21 protein-coding genes are annotated in these 22,848 nt (G+C 62.8%); 16 read left to right on the top strand and 5 right to left on the bottom strand.

Annotated elements, in window-relative coordinates:
- Positions 1 to 28 precede the first annotated feature (28 nt).
- Complete coding sequence (locus tag FJ951_RS18290) at positions 29 to 1,831, bottom strand: NAD(P)/FAD-dependent oxidoreductase (protein WP_140495364.1); 1,803 nt, start codon at positions 1,829 to 1,831, stop codon at positions 29 to 31.
- A gap of 445 nt (positions 1,832 to 2,276) precedes the next feature.
- Here FJ951_RS18290 and FJ951_RS18285 point away from each other — a divergent pair, with 445 nt between their 5' ends.
- The 9 genes from FJ951_RS18285 (at position 2,277) to FJ951_RS18245 (ending at position 13,060) form a co-directional block, all read left to right on the top strand.
- Positions 2,277 to 4,058, top strand: coding sequence for an acetolactate synthase 3 large subunit (locus FJ951_RS18285; protein WP_140516486.1), 1,782 nt, complete (start codon positions 2,277 to 2,279; stop codon positions 4,056 to 4,058).
- Positions 4,059 to 4,140: 82 nt separating this feature from the next.
- A complete protein-coding gene (ilvN, locus tag FJ951_RS18280) occupies positions 4,141 to 4,713 on the top strand; it encodes an acetolactate synthase small subunit (RefSeq protein WP_023676680.1) in 573 nt (190 codons plus the stop codon).
- Positions 4,714 to 4,834: 121 nt separating this feature from the next.
- Complete coding sequence (locus tag FJ951_RS18275; protein ID WP_140516483.1) at positions 4,835 to 5,431, top strand: LysE family translocator; 597 nt, start codon at positions 4,835 to 4,837, stop codon at positions 5,429 to 5,431.
- 215 nt (positions 5,432 to 5,646) lie between these two features.
- Positions 5,647 to 6,933: an efflux RND transporter periplasmic adaptor subunit gene (locus FJ951_RS18270; protein WP_140516481.1), complete on the top strand. Its 1,287-nt coding sequence runs from the start codon at positions 5,647 to 5,649 to the stop codon at positions 6,931 to 6,933.
- Positions 6,930 to 10,091 carry an efflux RND transporter permease subunit gene (locus FJ951_RS18265; RefSeq protein ID WP_140516478.1) on the top strand — a complete coding sequence of 1,054 codons (3,162 nt, stop codon included), beginning with the start codon at positions 6,930 to 6,932 and terminating at the stop codon, positions 10,089 to 10,091. The genes FJ951_RS18270 and FJ951_RS18265 overlap by 4 nt, the downstream gene beginning before the upstream one ends.
- A gap of 73 nt (positions 10,092 to 10,164) precedes the next feature.
- The gene (gene nthA / locus FJ951_RS18260) at positions 10,165 to 10,788 is read left to right on the top strand and encodes a nitrile hydratase subunit alpha (protein WP_140516704.1); all 624 of its coding nucleotides are present in this window, start codon (positions 10,165 to 10,167) and stop codon (positions 10,786 to 10,788) included.
- Positions 10,785 to 11,444 carry a nitrile hydratase subunit beta gene (gene nthB, locus FJ951_RS18255; RefSeq protein WP_140516476.1) on the top strand — a complete coding sequence of 220 codons (660 nt, stop codon included), beginning with the start codon at positions 10,785 to 10,787 and terminating at the stop codon, positions 11,442 to 11,444. Before nthA ends, nthB begins: the two co-directional genes overlap by 4 nt.
- Positions 11,431 to 11,793: a nitrile hydratase accessory protein gene (locus FJ951_RS18250; RefSeq protein ID WP_181172091.1), complete on the top strand. Its 363-nt coding sequence runs from the start codon at positions 11,431 to 11,433 to the stop codon at positions 11,791 to 11,793. The genes nthB and FJ951_RS18250 overlap by 14 nt, the downstream gene beginning before the upstream one ends.
- A 139-nt stretch (positions 11,794 to 11,932) precedes the next feature.
- Positions 11,933 to 13,060 carry an ATP-dependent RecD-like DNA helicase gene (locus FJ951_RS18245; RefSeq protein WP_140516474.1) on the top strand — a complete coding sequence of 376 codons (1,128 nt, stop codon included), beginning with the start codon at positions 11,933 to 11,935 and terminating at the stop codon, positions 13,058 to 13,060.
- Here the strand turns inward: FJ951_RS18245 and FJ951_RS18240 are convergent.
- Positions 13,053 to 13,454: an STAS/SEC14 domain-containing protein gene (locus tag FJ951_RS18240; protein WP_140516471.1), complete on the bottom strand. Its 402-nt coding sequence runs from the start codon at positions 13,452 to 13,454 to the stop codon at positions 13,053 to 13,055. The two genes, FJ951_RS18245 and FJ951_RS18240, sit on opposite strands and share 8 nt — an antisense overlap.
- Before the next feature lie 112 nt (positions 13,455 to 13,566).
- Between FJ951_RS18240 and FJ951_RS18235 the strand changes: the two genes are divergently transcribed.
- The 3 genes from FJ951_RS18235 to FJ951_RS18225 all read left to right on the top strand — a co-directional run bounded on the left by FJ951_RS18235 (position 13,567) and on the right by FJ951_RS18225 (position 17,411).
- Positions 13,567 to 14,307, top strand: coding sequence for a pyridoxine 5'-phosphate synthase (locus FJ951_RS18235; protein WP_140516468.1), 741 nt, complete (start codon positions 13,567 to 13,569; stop codon positions 14,305 to 14,307).
- A gap of 103 nt (positions 14,308 to 14,410) precedes the next feature.
- On the top strand, positions 14,411 to 16,330 hold the full coding sequence (locus tag FJ951_RS18230; protein ID WP_140516466.1) for a potassium transporter Kup: 1,920 nt from the start codon (positions 14,411 to 14,413) through the stop codon (positions 16,328 to 16,330).
- Between the two features lie 40 nt (positions 16,331 to 16,370).
- Positions 16,371 to 17,411, top strand: coding sequence for an aldehyde reductase (locus tag FJ951_RS18225; protein WP_140516463.1), 1,041 nt, complete (start codon positions 16,371 to 16,373; stop codon positions 17,409 to 17,411).
- Positions 17,412 to 17,450: 39 nt separating this feature from the next.
- On the opposite strand, the gene FJ951_RS18220 is transcribed toward FJ951_RS18225, so the two are convergent.
- The gene (locus FJ951_RS18220; RefSeq protein ID WP_140516461.1) at positions 17,451 to 18,344 is read right to left on the bottom strand and encodes an SDR family oxidoreductase; all 894 of its coding nucleotides are present in this window, start codon (positions 18,342 to 18,344) and stop codon (positions 17,451 to 17,453) included.
- A gap of 134 nt (positions 18,345 to 18,478) precedes the next feature.
- On the opposite strand from FJ951_RS18220, the gene FJ951_RS18215 reads away from it, so the two are divergent.
- A complete protein-coding gene (locus tag FJ951_RS18215; protein ID WP_140495388.1) occupies positions 18,479 to 18,889 on the top strand; it encodes a helix-turn-helix domain-containing protein in 411 nt (136 codons plus the stop codon).
- A gap of 79 nt (positions 18,890 to 18,968) precedes the next feature.
- Here the strand turns inward: FJ951_RS18215 and FJ951_RS18210 are convergent, their stop codons facing one another.
- Positions 18,969 to 19,706: a glutathione S-transferase family protein gene (locus FJ951_RS18210; RefSeq protein WP_140516458.1), complete on the bottom strand. Its 738-nt coding sequence runs from the start codon at positions 19,704 to 19,706 to the stop codon at positions 18,969 to 18,971.
- Positions 19,707 to 19,806: 100 nt separating this feature from the next.
- Between FJ951_RS18210 and FJ951_RS18205 the strand changes: the two genes are divergently transcribed.
- The 3 genes from FJ951_RS18205 to ilvC all read left to right on the top strand — a co-directional run bounded on the left by FJ951_RS18205 (position 19,807) and on the right by ilvC (position 22,114).
- Positions 19,807 to 20,265, top strand: a complete 459-nt coding sequence (locus FJ951_RS18205; protein ID WP_140516702.1) for a MarR family winged helix-turn-helix transcriptional regulator — start codon at positions 19,807 to 19,809, stop codon at positions 20,263 to 20,265.
- Between the two features lie 150 nt (positions 20,266 to 20,415).
- Positions 20,416 to 21,069 (top strand): TetR/AcrR family transcriptional regulator, encoded by a 654-nt coding sequence (locus FJ951_RS18200; protein WP_140516455.1) that lies wholly within the window; start codon positions 20,416 to 20,418, stop codon positions 21,067 to 21,069.
- Between the two features lie 25 nt (positions 21,070 to 21,094).
- Positions 21,095 to 22,114: a ketol-acid reductoisomerase gene (gene ilvC, locus FJ951_RS18195; protein WP_140495398.1), complete on the top strand. Its 1,020-nt coding sequence runs from the start codon at positions 21,095 to 21,097 to the stop codon at positions 22,112 to 22,114.
- Between the two features lie 69 nt (positions 22,115 to 22,183).
- Here ilvC and FJ951_RS18190 read toward each other — a convergent pair whose 3' ends face one another.
- Complete coding sequence (locus tag FJ951_RS18190; RefSeq protein WP_140516453.1) at positions 22,184 to 22,753, bottom strand: BA14K family protein; 570 nt, start codon at positions 22,751 to 22,753, stop codon at positions 22,184 to 22,186.
- Between the last annotated feature and the right edge of the window lie 95 nt (positions 22,754 to 22,848).

Below are 22,848 nucleotides of genomic sequence, written 5' to 3'. Positions count from 1 at the left end.
CTCCCTCGGTTTTTCGCCACGATCTGGCTTATCCCTTGTGGTGAACCTGCTGCAGCCCATAGACGGGCGTCGCAATGCCTTCCTGCCTGGCCTTCAACTGCAGCGACAGGAACTGCGAATAATGGCGCGACTGGTGCAGGTTACCGCCATGGAACCAGAGCGCCTCCTGCTGCGTCGGCTTCCACATGTTGCGCTGCTCACCTTCCCATGGGCCGGGATCCTTGGTGGTGTTCGAGCCGAGTCCCCAGCATTTGCCGACCTTGTCGGCAACCTCCTTTGAGATCAGCTCCGCCGCCCAGCCATTCATCGAGCCGTATCCGGTGGCGTAGACGATGACGTCCGCCGGCAGTTCGGTGCCATCGCTGAGCAGGACGGAATGTTCTTTGATCTCGGCCACATCGACGCCGCTCTTGAGCTTGATGGCGCCATCGATGATCAGCTGCGAAGCGCCGATATCGATGTAGTAGCCGGAGCCACGCCTGAGATATTTCATGAACAGGCCGGAGCCGTCGTCGCCCCAGTCGAGCATGAACCCCGCCTTTTCCAGGCCCTTGTAGAACGCCGCGTCGCGCTCCTTCATCTTCTCATAAAGCGGAATCTGGAACTCGTGCAGGATCTTGTAGGGCAGGGAGGCGAAGATGAGGTCGGCCTTGGCGGTGGTCATACCGTTCTGCACCGCCTGCTCCGAGTAGAGCGCGCCAAGCCCGATATCCATCAGCGTGTCGGATCTGACGATGTGGGTGGTCGATCGCTGCACCATGGTGACGTCGACGCCGGCTTCCCACAGTGCTGCGCAAATATCGTGCGCGGAATTGTTCGAGCCGATGACGACAACCTTCTTGCCGGCATATTGGTCGGGGCCGGGGTGCTTGGAGGAGTGGTGCTGATCGCCCTTGAAATTCTCCATGCCCTTGAACTTCGGCAGATTGGGACGGCCGGACATGCCGGTGGCCAACACCAGCTGCTTCGGCTTCAGCGTGATGTCCTTGCCGTCGCGGTGGACGACAACTGTCCATTCCTTCTTCTCCTCGTCGTAGGAAGCGCTCTTGGCCTCGGTTGAGGACCAGTAATTCAGCTCCATCACCTTGGTGTACATTTCCAGCCAGTCGCCGATCTTGTCCTTGGGCGAGAAAACCGGCCAGTTCCGGGGAAAATCGATGTAGGGCAAATGGTCATACCAGACCGGGTCGTGCAGGCAGAGCGACTTGTAGCGCTTGCGCCAACTGTCGCCGGCACGTTCATTCTTCTCGATGATGATCGTCGGCACGCCGAGCTGGCGGAGCCGCGCGCCAAGCGCGATGCCGCCCTGGCCGCCGCCGATGATGACCGTATAGGGCTGCGTCTTGAAGCCAAGCTCGGCCGCTTCCTTTTCGCGCTCTTCCTTCCAGGTCGGGCGGTTCTTGCCGGAGCCGTGCTTGGCGCCCATCGGCCGGGCGAAGCCGGCCGGCTCTTCATGCCCTTTCAGCTCGACCATCGTGGTCAGCAGCGTCCAGATCTTGCCGTCCTTCAACCTGATATGGCCGAAGCCGCGCGCCACATCCGTCTCGAAGCTGATCCAGCCGTCGATCACCCCGTTCGCCTCGGTCGCGTCCTCGCCCCTGGCGATGGCGAAATGTGATGGCTTCGTCTTCGACAGCTGGCTTTCCAGCATGTCACGCACCTGATCGCGGCCTTCCATGGTCTTAATATTCCAGGTGAAGGTGACGAGGTCGCGCCAATAACAATCTTCCTGGAAGCATTCGACCGCCTTGTCGACGTCGCCGGCGGCAAGGGCCGCGCCAAATCGTTCGAGAAGGTCGGAAAGCTTCCTGTTCGGGGCCTTGTCGAGCATCAGTTTCCTCCGCGTTTTTGTTGATCGGCCTCGTTGCGAGCTGCCTTTGCCGAGCTTGGGGTCCGGCCTCGGGCAGTATCGCGGCAAACCATGGGCCGCGTCACGTCGCCAAATAGTTCGCTTTGTTTTCAAGGGTTTGACCAGCGACCCGACGTCGAGCCGGGTCTAAATGACGGCGTGCGCGTGCTTCGTGCCATGCACCGGGCAAGCCGGCATGAAAGCGGAATCGACCCCATTGACGAACGGCTGCTTTCACCCTTATGGTTCGCCACCATGAAAAAGGCACTCATTCTCGTAGGAAGGCGCGTGGGCAAGGCGGTGTAACCGCCGGGCGAAAACCTCCCATGCGCAACACACAGGCTCCCTCGGGGGCCTTTTTTATTGCCTTAAACACGACTAAACGACCAGCAAATCGCCAGATGGCGGACAGTACGGGACCAAACCGATGAGCAACGGACAGAGCGAGCGGCGCGAAATGACTGGCGCCGAAATGGTGGTGCAGGCGCTGAAGGACAATGGCGTCAAGCATGTCTTCGGTTATCCGGGCGGCGCGGTTCTCCCGATCTATGACGAGATATTCCAGCAGGACGACGTCGAGCACATCCTGGTGAGGCACGAGCAGGGCGCCGGCCACGCGGCCGAGGGCTATGCGCGCTCGACCGGCAGGGCAGGCGTCATGCTGGTGACATCGGGTCCGGGCGCGACCAACGCGGTGACGCCTTTGCAGGACGCGCTGATGGATTCGATCCCGCTGGTGTGCCTGACCGGGCAGGTGCCGACCTCGCTGATCGGTTCGGACGCTTTCCAGGAGTGCGACACGGTCGGCATCACGCGCCCCTGCACCAAGCACAATTGGCTGGTGAAGGACGTCAACGAACTTGCCGCAACCATCCATGAGGCCTTCCATGTCGCCACCACCGGCCGTCCCGGTCCTGTCGTGGTCGACATCCCGAAGGACGTGCAGTTCGCCAAGGGTTTTTACGTTTCTCCGCAAACCGCGCCACGCACCAGCTATCAGCCGAAGGTGCAGGGTGATCTGGAGAAGATCAAGGCGGCGGTCGAGCTTTTGGCCGGTGCCAGGAAACCGATCATCTACAGCGGCGGCGGCGTCATCAACTCCGGTCCGGAAGCGAGCCATCTGCTGCGCGAACTGGTCGACCTCACCGGTTTCCCGATCACCTCGACGCTGATGGGGCTCGGCGCCTATCCGGCATCTGGCAAGAACTGGCTCGGCATGCTCGGTATGCACGGCACCTACGAAGCCAACATGGCCATGCATGACTGCGACGTGATGGTCTGCATCGGTGCGCGCTTCGACGACCGCATCACCGGCCGGCTCAACGCGTTCTCGCCGAACTCGAAGAAGATCCATATCGACATCGATCCGTCCTCGATCAACAAGAACGTCCACACCGACGTGCCCATTATCGGCGATGTCGGCCGGGTTCTGGAGGATCTCGTGCGGCTGTGGCGGGCAACCGCCAAGGCCGACAAGAAGGCGCTCTATCCCTGGTGGGAGCAGATCGCCAAATGGCGCGCGCGCGATTCGCTCGCGTACAAGATGAACAACGACGTGATCATGCCGCAATATGCCATCCAGCGGCTCTATGCCCTGACCAAGGACATGGACACCTACATCACGACGGAGGTCGGCCAGCACCAGATGTGGGCGGCCCAGCACTACCATTTCGAGAAGCCGAACCGCTGGATGACGTCCGGGGGGCTCGGCACGATGGGTTACGGCCTGCCGGCGGCACTGGGCGTGCAGATCGCGCATCCGAACGCGCTGGTCGTCGATATCGCCGGCGACGCTTCGGTGCAGATGACGATGCAAGAGATGAGTGCCGCGGTGCAGTTCGACGCGCCGATCAAAATCTTCATTCTCAACAACCAGTATATGGGCATGGTGCGGCAATGGCAGCAGCTGCTGCACGGCAACCGGCTGTCGCATTCCTACACCGAAGCCATGCCTGATTTCGTCAAGCTGGCCGAAGCCTATGGCGGCCACGGTATTCGCTGCGACAAGCCGGACGAGCTGGACGATGCCATCAAGGAGATGATCTCGGTCAGAAAGCCGGTGCTGTTCGACTGCCGCGTGGCGACGCTCGCCAACTGCTTCCCGATGATCCCGTCGGGCAAGGCGCACAATGAGATGCTCTTGCCGGACGAGGCGACGGACGAAGCGGTGGCCAACGCCATCGACGCCAAGGGCAGGGAACTGGTTTAGCAGCGGACAGAGGCAGGGCTGTCGCGAGAAGCCGTGCGTAAACAGAGATTAGATCCAAGAGTTTGAAGTCGAGATTCACATCATGAACGCACAGCTACAACCGACCGGCTCCGCCTATTTCATCGCCAAGGAAACGGAAAAGCCCGAGAACCACACGCTTTCCGTGCTGGTCGACAACGAGCCGGGCGTGCTTGCCCGGGTCATCGGCCTGTTTTCCGGGCGCGGCTACAACATCGAGAGCCTGACAGTCTCGGAAACCGAGCATGAGAAACATCTGTCGCGCATCACCATCGTGACGCGCGGCACGCCGCATGTGCTGGAGCAGATCAAGCACCAGCTCGAGCGCATCGTGCCGGTCCACCGCGTCGTCGACCTCACCGTGCGCTCGCAGGAGTTCGGCCAGGAGCGGCCGCTGGAGCGGGAACTGGCGCTGGTCAAGGTCGCCGGCACCGGCGAGGCCCGCGTCGAGGCGCTGCGCCTGGCGGATGCCTTCCGCGCCAGCGTCATCGACGCCAACACCGAGCATTTCATCTTCGAGATCACCGGCAAGGGCTCCAAGCTCGACCAGTTCATCGCCATCATGAAGCCGCTCGGCCTGGTAGAGATCTGCCGCACCGGCGTGGCGGCGATGAACCGTGGCCCGCAGGGGATGTAGCACCGGTAAGTTTCTCCACAGCGTGACGACGGGATCGGCCACCGGCCGAGGGTGGCATTTGTGCGGTCGTTGGAAGAGACAATAATACTGGCTTAAATACTGGCTTATCTGGGAGGATATCATGTCGCTCGACGCATTCCTCGCCTTGCTTGTCTACGCCTTCGTGACCTCGATCACGCCCGGGCCTAACAATCTGATGCTGCTCGCCTCAGGTGTGAATTTCGGCCTGGTGAGGAGCGTGCCGCATATGTTCGGCATCAGCATCGGGTTTCTTGTCTTGCTGCTGGCGGTAGGCCTTGGTCTTGGCGCCGTGCTGACGGCGTTCCCGGCGCTGCACACCGCGCTCAAGATCGCCGGCGCCGCCTATCTGCTCTACCTTGCCTGGAAAATCGCCATGTCACGCTCGCTCAGCGGCAAAGGCGAGACGAAGGCGCGGCCGATGCGTTTCATCGAGGCGGCGGCGTTCCAGTGGGTCAATGCCAAGGCCTGGGTGATGGCGATCACCGCCATGGCCGTCTACTCCAATCCGGAGCATCCGTTCCTGTCGGTGGCGCTGATCTCGGTGGCCTTCACCATCGTCAACCTGCCGAGCGTTTCAGTGTGGGCGGGATTCGGCACGGCGCTGCGCGGTTTCCTGTCCGATCCAGTGCGGCTGAAGTGGTTCAACATCGCCATGGGCGTGTTGCTGGCCGCGACGCTTTGGCCGATGCTGCGGTGAGTTGTCCAGGTTCGCGATCCGCCTTTTGCACGCGATCATGGTGGCCAGCCCATCCATTGTGCAGTGCACATTAAATCTTCGTAATGCCGTGTTTTGGCCCTTTTCCGCCAAAGCCCTGTCCTATCTATTCAGCGAAATCGCGGCAGGGCGTCGTGATTTGAGCTAGAATACGACCACCTGGCTATGGCGTGTCGGACGGAGAGGGTCTTTTGTCGATGCGTGGAAAAGTCATTCTTTCATTGCTTGCGGTCGCCTGCGCAGGCGCGGCCTGGCTCTATCTGTCTCCCGACACGCTGAGCAGGGCCCGGCAGATCATCGGTGCAAAGCAGGTCGCGTCGGACAAGCCGACGCCGGATAGGCAGGATCCGCAGGCAGGGGCCAAGCAGGCGGCCGGCGGCACTGGCGCCCGTTCGGCCTCGATCATCTCGGCCACGGCAACGACGGCCGATTTCCCGGTCCGGCGCTACGCCATCGGCTTCGTCTCCTCTCCCGCCGTGGTCAGCATCAACGCGCGCGTGTCCAGCCAGATCGTGTCGATCGACGTCAAGGACGGGCAGATGGTGAAAACCGGCGATCTCCTGTTTTCGCTGGATGACCGTGCCTTGAAGGCGCAGCTCGCCAAGGATCAGGCGACGCTCGCCAAGGATCAGGCGCTGCTTGCCAGTTCGAATTCCGATCTTCAGCGCGCCAAGGATCTTGTCGCCAAGCAGGCCGGTACGCAGCAGACCTACGACCAGGCCGTTGCCGCGCAGAAGGCGGCGGCAGCGACTGTCGATGCCGACAAGGCGACAATCGATGCAGACAATGTCCAGCTTGGCTTTGCCACGATTACCGCGCCGATTTCCGGCAGGCTTGGCGCGGTCAACGTTGCCGTGGGCGATCTCGTGACCACCAGCAATGGCAGCAGCAGTACCTCGACCCCGCTCGTCACCATCACTCAGATGGATCCCCTGCAGGTGAACTTCAACCTGCCCGAAAGCAACCTTGCGCTGCTGCACAAGGCACTGGCAAAGCCGCAGCAAGGGGCAGTGACCCTGACCCAGGACGGCGACCCGACACCGATTGGCAAGGGCACGCTCGATTTCGTCGACTCCAGCGTCGATACCGCTTCCGGCACCATTGCAACGCGAGCCAGCATACCCAACGCCGATCTGTCGCTGTGGCCGGGCCAATATGTGAATGTCGTGCTCGACGCCGGCATCATGCCGCAGATGACGTCCGTCCCCACGGTCGCGGTGCAGCCCAGCCAGAAGGGACCGTTCGTCTATGTGGTCAAGCCTGACAACACAGTCGAAATGCGGCCGGTGCAAGTGGCGCTGACCGAAGGTCAGAACAGCGCCATCAGCGATGGCCTGAAAAGCGGCGAGAAGGTTGTTATCGAAGGCCAGACGCGACTGAGGAACGGGGCTGCCGTGCACGAAGGCAAGGCATCCGCCGGATCCGGCGACCAGGCAGCACCCAAGGTCGCGCAAGCCGACAAGGCCCGCGAGGCCGCCCAATGATCTCCGAGTTCTGCATTCGCAGGCCTGTCGCCACCCTCCTGATGTCGTTCGCCCTCGTTCTGGGCGGGCTGTTCGCCTACAAGTTCCTCCCGGTGGCCGCGCTGCCCAGTGCCGAATTCCCCGTCGTCAACGTCTCGGCTCAGCTGCCCGGAGCCTCGCCGGAGACGATGGCAACGTCGGTGGCGACGCCGCTGATCAAGCAATTCGCCACCATTGCCGGCATCGACTCGATCTCGACCACCAACTCGCTCGGCCAGACCTCGATTGCCATCCAGTTCGTGCTCAACCGCGACATCGATGCCGCGGCCGCGGACGTGCAGGCAGCGATCGCGCGCACGCAAAGATCGCTGCCGCCCCAGATGACCTCGCCGCCGAGCTACCGCAAGGTCAATCCGGCCGACGCGCCGATCCTTTTGATGTCGCTGGTCAGCGATACGGTTCCGCTGACCGATCTCGATGCTTTCGCCGAAAACGTCATCTCGCCGTCGCTGTCGACCATCGACGGCGTGGCGCAGGTCTCCATCTTCGGCCAGCAGAAATATGCAGTCCGCATTCAGATCGATCCGACCGCGCTTGCCGCGCGCGGCATTTCGATCGACCAGCTGCAGGCGGCGATCGCATCCGCCAACTCCAACACCCCGCTGGGCGTTCTGAAGAACAACAAACAGCAGTTGACGATCACGGCCAATACGCAGCTGACCGACGCCGCCGGATTCTCCAACCTCATCATCGCCACCAAGAACGGTCATCCGGTGCGGCTGGGCGAGGTGACGCGCGTCGTTGATTCGGTGCAGACCACGACGACTGCGAGCTGGTATGACGGCACGCGCGCGATCATCATGGCGGTGCAGCGCCAGCCCGACGCCAACACTGTCGACGTCGTCGACAAGGTCAAGGCGATGCTGCCGTCCTTCCAGGACCAGATGCCGGCCGCCGCCCAGATCAAGCTGCTCAACGATCGTTCGACCTCGATCCGCCAGGCCGTGGACGACGTGCAGTTCACGCTGCTGTTGACCATCGCACTGGTGGTCATGGTGATCTTCGTGTTCCTGCGCCGCGTTACGGCGACCATCATTCCGGCCGTGGCGGTGCCGATCTCGTTGATCGCCACGCTCGGCGCGATGTTCCTGTTCGGCTTTTCCATCGACAACATCTCGCTGATGGGCCTGACGCTCGCGGTCGGCCTCGTCGTCGACGATGCCATCGTGATGCTGGAAAACATCTTCCGCCATATGGAGGAGGATGGGTTGTCGGCGTTCGATGCTTCGCTGAAGGGCGCGCGCGATATCGGCTTCACCATCATCTCGATTTCGATCTCGCTCGTGGCCGTGTTCATCCCGGTGCTTCTGATGGGCGGCGTCATCGGGCGCATCTTCAACGAGTTCGCCGTCGTGGTGACGGTCGCCATCCTGGCGTCAATGTTCGTGTCGCTGACGCTGACGCCGATGCTGTGCTCGCGGCTGCTGTCGGTGACCAAGGCCGACCGCGAGGCGCATGGCGATGGCCACAGGCGCGATTTCATCACCCGCGGCTACGACCGGATCCTGAGCTTCTGTCTGCGGCACACTTTCCTGGTGTTCCTGGTCTTCATAGGCACCGCGGCGGCGTCGGTGTGGCTGATCGAGGTCTCGCCGAAGGGCTTTTTCCCGCAGGAGGATATCGGCCAGATATCGGTGACGACCATTGCGCGCCAGGACATCTCGTTCGACGCCATGGCAAAGCTGCAGGGGCAGGTGGCCAGCGTGTTCTCGCATTCGCCCTATGTCGACCATGTTGCGTGGTCGGCGGGCAGCGGCAACAATGCGCTCAACCAGGGGCAGCTTTTCGTCCAGCTCAAGGGCAAGGACCAGCGGCCCAATATCGAGAAGGTGCTTGCGGATCTGCGCAAGCAATTGGCCGGCGTCGCGGGCATCGAGACCTACATGCAGCCTGTGCAGAATCTGAGGCTGGGTTCGCGCTCGTCTGCCAGCGCCTACCAGCTCGTGGTTCAGGGCCTCGACACCGGCCAGACCGACGTCTGGGCGCAGAAACTGAATGATGCGATGGCGGCCGATCATGCGACTTTCACCGACGTTACCAGCGATTTGCAGAACAATGCGCTGCAGGCGACGCTGGTGGTGGATCGCGACAAGGCGGCCCAGCTCGGCATCGACACCGACACACTGCGCTCGGCGCTTTATGGCGGGTTCGGCACCGACCAGGTTTCGACGATCTTCGGCTCCGCCGACAGCTACGAAGTCATCACCGAGCTCGATCCCAAGATCGAGTGGTCGCCGGAGCGGATGCTGGCCATCCAGATGAGGACGGCGAGCGGCTCCCTGGTTCCGCTTGGCGCCTTCGCCCGGGTCGATCGCACGGCGGGCGCCTTGACGGTCAACCAGCTCGGCCAGCTTCCGGCCGTGACGATCTCCTATAATCTGCCGCAAGGCGTGGCGCTCGGCGACAGCGTGAGCCGCATCGACGCGCTCAAGGAGCAGATCGGCATGCCGGAGACGATCTCGACCAGCTTTGCCGGCACAGCCAAGACCTTCCAGGATTCGCTCGCCAACCAGGGCCTGCTGATCGGCGGCGCGATCCTGACCATCTATATCGTGCTTGGCATTCTCTATGAGAGCTTCATCCATCCGCTCACGATCCTCACAGGCTTGCCATCGGCTGTGCTGGGAGCGGTTGTCGCCTTGCGCTTCGCCGGCATGGACCTGTCCGTCATCGCGGTGATCGGCATCCTGATGCTGATCGGCATCGTCAAGAAGAACGGCATCATGATGGTCGACGTCGCGCTCGAATTGCGACGAGAAGGAATGTCGGCCACCGAGTCCATCCACAAGGCCTGCCTGATGCGGTTCCGGCCGATCATGATGACGACGCTGGCCGCCTTGATGGGCACGTTCCCGATCGCGCTCGGCACGGGCGCCAGCGCGGAGCTGCGCCAGCCGCTGGGCGTCGCCGTTGTCGGCGGTCTGCTCGCCTCGCAGGCGCTGACGCTGTTCGTCACACCGGTAATCTATGTCTACATGGAAAATTTCTCGGGCTGGCTGGTCGGGCTGATGCCGAAGCGCAAGCCCGAATTGCATCTGGTCGAAGCGGGGGATCAGCCTTCGCTGTTCGACGATGATGACGAAATCCGAGGCGAGCCGCAAAAGACGGCCGCGGAGTAGTGTATCCGCGTCGCGCCCACTGGCCCAAGTCGTCATGCTTGCGGCCGGCGGATCCCAGCCGTAGTTTATGACCATGTCCCACGATCATGACCACGACAACGAACTCGATCCGTTTGCCGCCCGCGTGCGCGCGCTGGAAACCATTCTCACCCGCAAGGGATTGATCGATCCGGCCGCGATCGATGTCATCGTCGATACCTACGAGACCAAGATCGGTCCGCGCAACGGCGCGAGGGTGGTGGCCAAGGCCTGGAGCGATCCCGCTTTTGCCGAGTGGCTGAAGCGCGATGCGACGGCGGCGATCGGATCGCTGGGTTACACCGGCCGCCAAGGCGAGCACATGCAGGCGGTGTTCAACACCGAAGAGACTCACAATCTCGTCGTCTGCACGCTGTGCTCCTGCTATCCGTGGTCGGTGCTCGGCCTGCCGCCGGTCTGGTACAAGGCGCCGCCCTATCGCTCGCGCGCGGTCATCGATCCGCGCGGCGTGCTTGAGGAATTCGGGCTGACGCTGCCGGCCTCAACAAAGATACGCGTCTGGGATTCGACGGCGGAGTTGCGCTATCTCGTCGTCCCGATGCGGCCTCAAGGAACCGAAGGCTGGAGCGAGGAGCGCTTGTCCGAATTGGTAAGCCGCGATGCCATGATCGGCACTGCGCTGGCCCAAAAACCGGAAAAAACGGGGGATCCGGCATGAACGGCCCGCAGGATGTCGGCGGACAGATGGGATTCGGGCCGGTGGCGCCGGAACGGGACGAGCCGTATTTCCATACCGACTGGGAGCGGCGGGCGCTCGGCGTGACGCTCACCGCCGGCGCCATGGGCGCCTGGAATATCGATGAGAGCCGGCATGCGCGGGAATCGCTGCATCCGGCCGACTACTATGCCTCCAGCTACTACCAGATATGGATCAAGGCGCTGGAAACCCTGCTCAAGCGCCATGATTTCGTCAGCGAGCGTGATCTCAAGGCAGGCGAGGCGATCGATCCGGCGGCGACGCCCAAAAGAGTGCTGAAGGCCCATGACGTTCCGGCAGTGCTTGCCAAGGGCGCTCCGTGTAACCGGCCGGTCGAAACGGCGCCGCGGTTCAGGGCCGGCGACCGCGTGCGGACCAGGAATTTCAATCCGATCGGCCACACCAGACTGCCGCGCTACGCGCGCGGCAAGCATGGGAGGATCGAAGCGGTGCGCGACGGCTTTGTGTTCCCCGACACCAACGCGCATGGGCAGGGCGAGAACCCGCAATGGGTCTATACGGTGGTTTTCGACGGAGCCGAGATCTGGGGCGACGGGGCCGATCCGACGCTGACCGTGTCCATCGATGCCTGGGAGAGCTATCTTGAACCGGCCTGAGGCGAACGGGCCTGCCGGTCTGCCCGCCGGCCTCGATGCGCCCGTCTTCGCCGAGCCCTGGCAGGCCGAAGCCTTCGCGATGACGGTGGCGCTGCACGACAAGGGCCTGTTTTCGTGGAGCGAGTGGGCGCAGGCACTGTCGGCCGAAGTGAAGAAACCCGGCGCCGCGGCTGACGGCCATGACTATTACGAACATTGGTTGGCGGCGCTGGAAGCGCTGCTGGCGTCGAAAGGATTGGCCGCCAAGCCCGATGTCGATGCGATGGCACGGGCCTGGGAGCGCGCCGCGCACGCCACGCCGCACGGCAAGCCGATCCTGCTGGAGAACGATCCGCACGCCGTCGGGTGATCGCGCGGACATGGCGCCCGTTCCCTTTACGTTCCCGTTCTCGCCTGATAGGCTGAAGCGCAGGGAGTTCGCCACCAGGCCGCGTCGATGGCGGTGGCGCTATCTTGTCTTTCTCTCGCGAATCCGGTCACACGATCAGATGGAATTTTCACCCCAACAGGACGAGGCGCTGCAGGCGGTCGCGCGCTGGCTCAAGGCCGGCAAGCCGCAATTGTTCCGGCTGTTCGGCTATGCCGGCACCGGCAAGACGACGCTGGCGCGCTATTTCGCCGAACATGTCGACGGCCAGGTGCAGTTCGCCGCCTTCACCGGCAAGGCGGCGCAGGTGCTGCGCTCCAAGGGCGCGGTCAATGCCCGCACCATCCATTCGCTGATCTACAGGCCCAAGGGGGAGGAATCGGTCGAAGACGAGGTGACTGGCAAGACGTCGATGTCGCCGACTTTTTCGCTCAACCGGCAGAGCCCGATCTCGCGTGCGAAACTGGTCATCATCGACGAATGCTCGATGGTCGACGAGCAGCTTGGCCGTGACCTCTTGAGCTTTGGCACGCCGATCCTGGTGCTGGGCGATCCCGGCCAGTTGCCGCCGATCTCGGGCGGTGGCTTCTTCACCGACCACGAGCCGGATTTCCTGCTCACCGAAATCCACCGGCAGGCGCGCGACAATCCGATCCTGCGGCTGGCGCTCGACGTGCGCGAGGGGCGCGAATTCATGCGCGGCGACTACGGCACGGCGCAGGTGATCGGCAAGGAAGACGTCAACCAGGACCTAGTGCTGAGGGCGGACCAGGTGCTGGTCGGCACCAACCGCACGCGCCGCCGCTACAACCAGCGCCTGCGCGAGCTCAAGGGGTTCAATGCCGACTATCCGCAGGCCGGCGACAAGCTGGTGTGCCTGCGCAACGACCCGGCCAAGGGCCTGCTCAACGGTTCGCTGTGGAAGGTGATGACCTCGTCGCGCGAGACGGTGAAACCTGGCATCAACCTCCTGGTGTCGCCCGAAGAGGATGATCCGGACCGCGGTGTCGCCAAGATCAAGCTGCTCAAGGCGGCGTTCGAGGATCCCGACGCCGATATCCCGTGGCAGCAGAAGAAGCGGTTCGATGATTTCGACTATGGCTATGCGCTGACCGTGCACAAGGCGCAGGGGTCGCAGTGGAACGAGATCGTGCTGTTCGACGAGAGCTGGGCGTTCAAGGAAACGCGCCAGCGCTGGCTTTACACCGCGATCACCCGGGCGGCCGAACGGTTGACGATCGTCAGGTAGCGGAGCCCAGTTGCCTGGCGTCGAGCCATTGCCAGGCATCGGCCTCGTCTTTGAAGTGCCTGAGTTCGACCGGCGGCGGGGTAGGGAGGAAGTCTCGCGCCTGCGCCGTCCAGTCCGGCTCGCCGATCGCGGCACAACGACCTATATGCTCTGCGGCCTGCACCGCGCCCTGTCGCAGCGTCTCGTCCGATATGTCGCTCCAGTCGACGCCGTCATGATCGATCACGCGCACCAGCACGTCGATTCGCGGGTGAAGCGCGTAAGCCGCTTCGAGCAGGCCGAACAGGTTTTCCGCGTCGGCCGCCGAGACATGGCCGACGATATCGATGGCGAAGAGATCCTCACGGTCCGTATCGATGCGCCGGATTGCCGGCACGGCTTCGAGGAAATTCAAGGGATCGTATCCTTTCACAAACGTCGTCCGATCTTCTGGAACACCGGAAACCCCCTATCTGTTCCCGTCAAAGGCGGTATAGATGCGCCGAAATCGAGCAGGATCCGAAGCCATGCCCGCAAAGCTTTCCGTCAATCTCAACGCCATCGCCATGCTGCGCAACCGGCGCGACCTGCCGTGGCCTGATGTGATCAGGCTTGGCCGCATCGCGCTTGCGGCGGGAGCACATGGGCTGACGGTGCATCCTCGCCCGGACGAGCGCCATACCCGCCGTTCAGACCTGCCTGAGATCAGGGCCTTGATCGACGATGAGTTCCCGCGGGCCGAATTCAACATCGAGGGCCATCCGACCGAGGATTTCCTGGCGCTTGTGGAAAAGCACCAGCCGGAACAGGTGACCCTGGTGCCTGACGATCCCTCCCAGGCAACCTCGGACCATGGCTGGAACTTCATCGCCGATGCAGCGTTCCTGACACCGATCGTGAGACGCCTGAAGAAGGGCGGTTTCCGGGTCTCGTTGTTCTCCGATGCGGATCCTGCCGGCATAAACGCCGCGCGCGATACCGGCGCCGACCGTATCGAGCTTTACACGGGACCTTATGGCAGTTGCCATGCCGATTCCGCCAAGGCGGCCAAGGAGCTGGAAAGACTGGGAAAAACCGCCGATGCGGCCTTTGTCGCGGGCCTTGAGGTCAATGCCGGGCACGATCTGACGGTGAGCAACCTGCCGGCCTTGGCGCGACGCGTTCCGGCATTGGCCGAAGTGTCGATCGGACATGGGTTGACAGCCGACGCGTTGGAGTATGGCATGGCCGGCACGGTGGGCCGCTTTCTCAGGGCTTGCGGGTGGTAATGGTGGCAGCCTCGCGTGCAAAGCATGGCAGCCATAACGCGACGGTACTTGATATTGCATCGCAGCAAGCGTAGAGCACCGCCCGCTTATCGGAGTGTCGTTCATGGCCCTTGCCAACACTGGTAGTGAGGCAGAAACCGTCGAACAATCGAGCCATCCTGAGATCGAGCAGCACAGCACCAAGGTGTTGATGCTCGGCGCGCTCGGCGTTGTTTACGGCGATATCGGCACCAGCCCGATCTACGCGTTCCGCGAGGCGCTGGTGGCGTCGTCGGGCGGCGAAGTGGCCGACCGTGGCGACATTCTTGGCGTTCTCTCGCTGATCATCTGGTCACTGACGATCATCGTCACCATCAAATACATCATGTTCGTGCTGCGCGCCAACAACCGCGGCGAAGGCGGCGTGCTATCGTTGATGGCATTGGCGCGCGGCAGTTTCCCGAAGCGCTCGGCGATCATCCTGGGCATCGGTATCGTCGGCGCCTCGCTGTTTTTCGGCGACGCCGTCATAACCCCGGCAATTTCGGTGCTCTCGGCGGTCGAGGGCATGAATGTCGTCACGCCGACCTTCCAGCCTTATGTCGTGCCGCTGACACTGGTCATCCTGGCGGTTCTGTTTTCGGCGCAGCGCTTCGGCACCGGCGGCGTGGCGCTGATCTTCGGCCCGATCACCGCGGTCTGGTTCCTGGCTATCGGCCTGTCCGGCCTCAACCATATCATCGCCGATCCGGAAATCCTGTGGGCGATCAGCCCGCACTATATTGTCGCCTTCCTGATCAATTCGCCCGATGTCGCCTTCGTCACCATCGGCGCCATCTTCCTTGCGGTCACCGGCGCCGAAGCGCTCTATGCCGATCTGGGCCATTTCGGCCGCAAGCCGATCGTGCTCGCCTGGCTGGCGATCGTGTTCCCTTGCCTGCTGCTCAACTATGCCGGCCAGGGCGCCTTCGTGCTGGCCAAGAACGGCGTGGTCGGACATCCCTTCTTCGAAATGAACGAAGGCTGGACGCTGATCCCGATGGTGGTGCTGGCGACCGCCGCGACGGTCATCGCCAGCCAGGCGGTGATTTCAGGCGCATTCTCGCTGACCAGGCAAGCGGTGCAGCTCAACATGCTGCCACGGCTGGAAATCCTGCACACGTCGGAAAAACAGTCCGGCCAGATCTACATGCCGCGCGTCAACCTGTTGCTGGCGCTGGTGGTGATGATGCTGGTGGTGGGCTTCGGCGAATCCAGCAGGCTGGCTTCGGCATACGGCATCTCGGTGACCGGCAACATGCTGGTGACCACGGTGCTGCTGTTTGTCGTCATGACCCGCATCTGGAAATGGCGGCTGTGGGTGGCTGTCGCGATGACGGCGTTGTTCGGTTTCATCGATGTCGGCTTCTTTGCTTCCAACATCGTCAAGGTGTTCGAAGGCGGCTGGGCCTCGCTGGCGGTGGCCTTCACCATCGTGCTGGCCATGTGGACCTGGGTGCGCGGCAGCCGTTATCTCTTCGACAAGACCCGCCGCAACGAGATCCCGCTCGATTTCCTGGCCGGCAATCTGTTGAAGAAGAAGCCGCAGCTGGTATCCGGCACCGCGGTGTTCCTGACCAGCGATCCGCTCAGCGCGCCGACCGCGCTGATGCACAGTCTGAAGCACTACAAGGTCCTGCACGAGCAGAATGTAATCCTCTCGGTGGTGACCGCGCCGCAGCCGGTGGTGCCCGACAGCGATCGGGTCAAGATGGAGACGGTCAACGAGCTGTTCATGCGGGTGACGCTGACCTTCGGCTATATGGAGCAGCCCAACATCCCGCGCGCGCTGGCGATCTGCCGCAAGCAAGGCTGGAAGTTCGACATCATGACGACGTCCTTCTTCCTGTCCCGGCGCTCGCTGAAAGCCTCGCCCAATTCCGGCATGCCGGTGTGGCAAGACCGGCTGTTCATCGGGCTGGCGCGCACGGCGGCCGACGCCACTGAATATTTCCAGATACCGACCGGCCGTGTGGTAGAGATCGGCACGCAGGTGGCGATCTGACGGTCTCGATCGCCTTGGGCTGACGCTTCGGGGGGCGGGCATGAGCGGCGAATTGGTGCTTGTCACCGGCGGATCTGGCTTTCTCGGCGCTCACTGTATCCTTGAACTGCTGAAGGCGGGCCACCGCGTGCGCACGACCGTGCGCTCGGCCAGGCGGCAAGCCGATGTCCTGGCCATGCTCAAGGCAGGTGGCGTCGAGCCGGGTGACAGGCTCTCCTTTGCAATCGCCGATCTCATGAGCGATGCCGGCTGGCCGCTAGCCGCTGCCGGCTGCGACTATGTCCTGCATGTCGCCTCGCCGTTCCCGCCCGGCGTGCCCAAGCATGAGGACGAGCTGATCGTTCCGGCCCGGGAAGGCGCGTTGCGGGTGCTGCGGGCGGCACGAGAAGCCGGCGTCAGACGCGTCGTGCTGACGTCCTCCTTCGCGGCTGTCGGCTACGGCAAGATGCCGCCCGACGGCCGTCCGTTCACCGAGGAGAGCTGGACCGATCCGATGGGAAGGGTCAGCGCCTATGTGAAGTCGAAGACGCTCGCCGAGCGCGCGGCCTGGGATTTTATTGCCGCCGAGGGGGGCGGGTTGGAGCTTGCTGCCGTCAACCCCGTCGGCATCTTCGGGCCTGTGCTTGGCTCCGACCATTCGACCTCCACCGAATTTGTCCAACGCATGATGAATGGCGCCATGCCGGGGCTGCCGCGCCTGTCCTTCGGCGTCGTCGATGCGCGCGACGTGGCGGACCTGCATGTCCGCGCCATGACCGATCCAGTTGCCAGTGGCGAGCGCTTCCTGGCGGTGGCCGGCGATTTCATGACCGTGCGGGAAATCGCGCAAACCTTGAGAAAGCGGCTCGGCAATGCGGCGAAGCGCGTTTCGACCAGAGAGCTTCCCGATTGGCTGGTGCGCATGGTGGGACTGTTCAATCCGGAAGTCGCGCAGCTCGTGCCTGAGCTGGGCAAGGTCAAGAATGCCACCGATGCCAAGGCGGTGCGCATGCTCGGCTGGAAGCCGCGTTCGCGCGAAGACGCGCTGGCTGCGACCGGAGAGAGCCTTATTCGGCACGGCCTGATCAAAACATCGAAGTAGGGGCGGAAAGTCGAGAACAGACTTCCCGCCGCGTGGATTTCAACCTGCCAGGGCAGCCTTGTTCGCCTCGAGGAATTGTCTCAACGTCCTTGGCGTCCTGCCGGAAAGCATCTCGATCGCGTCCGTCACCATGGCGATGCGGCCGGCACGCGTGTTGACGTCGAAGGAAACGATGACGCCGGCAAAATCCTCGGGAACGCCTGATGCCTTTACCCCTTCGGTCAGGACATCATCCGAAACCTGCACGACATCGAGCGGCTTGCCGGCGACTTCGCTGACGAGGGCGGCGATCTCTGCCGTCGTGTACGCTTGCGGGCCAGTCAGCGTGTAGGTTTTGCTGTCGGTCGTGCCAGAAGCGAGACCGGCGGCGATCGCCGCTGCCATGTCTTCGCGTGCGCCATGGGCGATGCGGCCTTCGCCGGCGGACGTGTACCAGTGCCCCGAGGCGATCGCGTGCGGCAGCGCCATGAACAGGTTCTCCTGGTACCAGCCGTTGCGGAAGATCGTGTAGGGGATGCCGCTCGCCTTGATTGCCTGCTCGGTGCTGTAGTGGTCACCGGCAAACAGGACCGGCGACACCGGTTCCGGGTTGGGCATCGAGGTGTAGAGCAGGTGCAAAACGCCGGCGTTTTTGGCCGCCGCGACTGCATTCTCGTGCTGCTTCAGGCGCTTGCCGCTTTTGAGATCGAGATCGCCGGTCGAAATGATCAGCGCCTTGTCGGCGCCCTTGAATGCGGTTTCCAGCGAAATGGCGTCGTTGAAGTCTGCGGCCCTGACAACGACGCCGCGCACCGCCAAATCTGCCAGGCTTTCGGGATTGCGCGTGGTGGCGATGATCTTTGCAGGCGGAGTTTTATGCGCGTCTAGGAGATAGCGGATGACGCCGCGGCCAAGCTGGCCGGAGGCGCCGGTGACGAGAAGGGTTTCGGTCATCGGAGATCCTGATTTGTGCCGAAGCGGCGGGTGCTCTAGTGGTCTCAGAAAGAGACCAGCACTAAAATAGGAATTGACCTGCCACCGTAAAGGAGGCAGTTTTTCGGGAGGTAGGCACATCCAGGGAACCAGCGATGGACGGCAAGGTCACCAATCTGAAATCGAAGCTGGAGACCTACAAAGCGATGAGCGGGGGCGGTAATTTTGCCGACTGTCCGGTTCGCAATGTCATCCAGGGCGTCAGCGGCAAATGGAGATCGCTGCTGGTGATGGCGCTGGCTGAAAGGCCGTATCGCTTCGGTGAGTTGCGGCGGCTGGTGCCCGACATTTCGCAGCGCATGCTGACCCAGACACTGCATGATTTGCAGCGCGACGGCTATGTGCATCGTGAAGTGTTCCCGACCAAACCACCGAGCGTTGAATACAGCCTGACCGATCTCGGGCGCTCGATGTTCGGCGCCTTTCATCAACTGATCCTATGGGCCGAACTCAACCATGATGCGGTGCGCGAAGCGCGTGCGGATTTTGATGCCGCCCAGGCATAAGCCGCAGGGTGGCGCCGCGACGCCGCGCATTCGCCGCAGTTCCTCGCCTCAATGGTGGCCGGCACGGTGGTCCATCCGTTCAGGCGAACTGGGCTGGCGGAAGCGCGCTGGCCGGATCGTTCTTGCGAATGACCGTCGAAAGATACGATCCCTTCGCCCGCAGGAAGGCATGCAGGCGCAGTGGATAGTCCTGCGCCACGGCATGCTTGACGGACGGGCGTCCACTCAATGCCTGGCGCCAGGCCTGGACGAGCGGTTTGCCGTCCAGAATGCCGAAATCGCCGATCCGGTCGAAGGTATCGATGTAGCGGAAGACAGGGCCGTAGACTGCGTCGACGAGCGAAAAGCGCCCGCCTTCGAACCATGGTCCAGTCCGGCCGGCTTCGCCCGCCAATTCGGTCTCCACACGATCGAACATTTCCGACAGCGTCCGAGACTCGGCAAGGAATCCTGCCTCGGTCGACGCCGAATAGAACCGGCCGACGGCGTTGAGGATGGCTGAGCCATACTCGATCCAGGCACGATGCCGGGCACGGGCATAGGGGTCGGCCGGGTGGAGGGGATTGGCCTCAGTTTCTTCGAGGAATTCGAGGATGACGGCGGATTCGAAGATCACCGTCTCATCGTTCCCCCGCTGCACGCGCAGCAGCGGCACCTTGCCGAGCGGCGAGACCGCCTTGAACCAGTCAGGCTTGTTGGCGAGGTCGATGTCGACGCGCTCGAACGGCACGCCTTTCTCGGTCAGCGAGATCGCCGCACGCTGGACATAGGGGCAAAGGGGATGGCTGACGAGAATGAGGGTGCTGGCATGCTTCATCGGATTTGCCTCTCAATATCGATGCATTCGCATCTATCTAGATGCAAATGCATTGGTCGTCAAGCTTGATGCAATTGCATCTATCTCTTATGATGCCGTCATGATCGAGACAGCCATGCCATCGCCGGAGGCCATCAAGACCTGGGCACGCCTGATGCGGGTATCACGCCAGCTGGTGGAACGTGCCGAAGACGCGTTGAAGGAAGGCGGCCTGCCGCCGCTTGCCTGGTATGACGTGCTGCACGAACTTGCTGAGGCGGGCGAGGGCGGCTTGCGGCCGTTCCAGCTGATCGAACGAACCCTGTTCGCGCAGTATAATATTTCGCGGCTGCTGGCCCGACTTGAAGCCGATGGGTTTGTCGAGAAGCTGCCGGTGGCTGATGACGGCCGCGGCCAAACCGTCCGCATCACGGCCAAGGGACGAGAGACGCGCCGCCGTATGTGGGCCGTCTATGGCAGGTCGATCGCGGAGCTGGTTGGCGACAAGCTCTCGCCGCAAGAACTGAACACGGTATCGGCCTTGCTCGGGCGGTTGCGCGATCCGCCAGCCGGCGACTGAACATACGCGTTGCGCGGCTGCGGGGACACGGGGAAGACATTTCGTCATTTTGGCCTTGCGCCGATCTTCGGATTGCGCAATATGCCGAACCGTAACGTACGGTACTGAGCTCGGGCGATCTACGGCTCTACCATCAAACGGGAACAGAGCGTGTTGCAGGCAAATGCCGATATCGACAACGGCGAAGCGCTGACGGAGCGTCAGAAGGCGGTCCTGGATGCAGCGCTCCGCCTGCTGGTCGAAGAGGGCGACAATCTGACCATGACCGCAGTGGCGCGGCGGGCGAGCTGCTCCAAGGAAACGCTCTACAAATGGTTCGGCGACCGCGACGGACTGCTGACGGCGACGGTGCAATGGCAGGCCTCGAAGGTGCGGGTGACGGCGGTCGACGGCAGGGGGCTCGACCTTGCGTCGTTGGCCGCGAGCCTGGAGCGATTTGCTTCCGACTGGCTGAAGGTCATTTCCAGCGACACTTCGATCGCACTCAACCGGGTGGCGGTCGGCCATGCCGGTTCGGGCAAGGATGATCTTGGCGCGGTGGTGCTGGAGAACGGGCGCTTTGCCCTCGCCAAGCGCCTGAAGCCGGTGCTGGAGGCCGGCCGCCAGGCCGGGCTGCTCGATTTCTCGGACGCCGAGACGGCGTTCCGTACGTTTTTCGGGCTGGTCGCCCGCGACGTGCAGATCCGTCTCTTGCTTGGCGACCGGCTGGAATTGACTGAGGCGGCGATCGGCGGTGATGCCGTCCGCGCGACGCAGCAGTTTCTCGCTCTTTTCGGAGCAAAAACCGGGCCGCAAGGCCTCTGATCTTCAAACGGGAAGGAAGACAAAAATGCGCGTCTATTACGATCGTGATGCCGATCTCAACCTGATCAAGGGCAAGAAGGTCGCCATCATCGGCTATGGCAGCCAGGGCCGGGCGCATGCGCTCAACCTCAAGGATTCCGGCGCCAAGGAGATCGCCATCGGCCTCAAGGCCGGATCGGCGACCGCCAAGAAGGTCGAGGCCGACGGGCTCAAGGTGATGAGCGTGGCCGACGCCGCCAAATGGGCCGACCTGATGATGATGGCGACGCCCGACGAATTGCAGGCCGACATCTACAAAAACGAGATCGCGCCGAACATCCGCGACGGCGCGGCAATCGCCTTCGCGCATGGCCTCAACGTGCATTTCGGCCTGATCGAGCCGAAGTCGACGGTCGACGTCGTCATGATCGCGCCGAAGGGGCCCGGCCATACGGTGCGCGGCGAATACCAGAAGGGCGGCGGCGTGCCGTGCCTGGTCGCCGTCAACCAGGATGCTTCGGGCAATGCGCTCGACCTCGCGCTCTCCTACGCCTGCGGCGTCGGCGGCGGCCGTTCGGGTATCATCGAGACCAATTTCCGCGAGGAATGCGAGACCGATCTGTTCGGCGAGCAGGTCGTGCTGTGCGGCGGCCTGGTGGAGCTGATCCGCGCCGGGTTCGAGACGCTGGTGGAAGCCGGCTATGCGCCCGAAATGGCCTATTTCGAGTGCCTGCACGAGGTCAAGCTGATTGTCGACCTGATCTATGAAGGCGGCATCGCCAACATGAATTACTCGATCTCGAACACCGCCGAATGGGGCGAATATGTCTCGGGGCCGCGCATCATCACCGCCGAGACAAAGGCCGAGATGAAGCGGGTGCTGAAGGATATCCAGACCGGCAAGTTCACCTCGGAGTGGATGCAGGAATACCGTGCCGGCCTGTCGCGTTTCAAGGGCATCCGCCGCAACAACGACAGCCATCAGATCGAGGAAGTCGGCGCCAAGCTGCGCGCGATGATGCCGTGGATCTCCAAGAACAAGCTGGTCGACAAGGCGAAGAACTGAGCGATCCACGCTCCAAAAGAAACGGCGCCGCGCGGCGCCGTTTTTTATTGCAGGATTGTGCGGCCTGGCTCAGCGATAGGGCGAGTAGCACTGCTGGCGTGGGCCGTTATAGGGCTGGAAGGTGTTGTCGTAAGCGCGATACGAGCGGTATCTGTTGTAGCACCACCGGACATGAGCGCTCGACAGCCGGCCGGCGCGATAGTAGCGGCGCGGCGGTGCATCGTAGTAATTGTAGTTGTTGTACATGCTGCCGAGGCCGAGCCCCAAGCCAAGCCCCAGGATCGCGGCTGCGGCGCTGTCATCATAGTAGCGGCCGCGATAATGGTGGCGGCGCCAACGCCAATCATCGCCGCCGTTCCAGTGACGACCGCTCCAGTGACGGCCGCCCCAATCGCCGCGGTTCCAATTGCCGTGGTTCCACCCGCCCGACCGGCGCCATCTCCAGTCGTTGTTGAAGCTCCGGTTGTTGCCGCCGGCCCAGCTGTCACGCACAGGCGTGACCGTCGGCGCCGCGGTGCTGGCTGGGATCGACAGCTCCGGCTGAAGGATTGGTCCGGCAGCGGATGGTGCCGTGATGCCGGAGAAGATACCGAGCGCTATCAGCCCGGATTTGACTGTGGAAGAAAAGAGCGCGTTCATTGCACTTCTCCAAGAGAACAGGCCCCACGCCGACCCTGGGATGGGCCCACTGTGGGTCTTTGCGTCTGAACGGCGGATGAACGGAAAGGTTCCCT

Origin of the sequence: Mesorhizobium sp. B2-2-3 (assembly GCF_006442405.1) — a bacterium.
Taxonomy (GTDB): Bacteria; Pseudomonadota; Alphaproteobacteria; order Rhizobiales; family Rhizobiaceae; genus Mesorhizobium.
The sequence above is the reverse complement of the archived record's forward strand: the minus strand, read 5'-3'. Positions and strand labels throughout refer to the sequence as shown.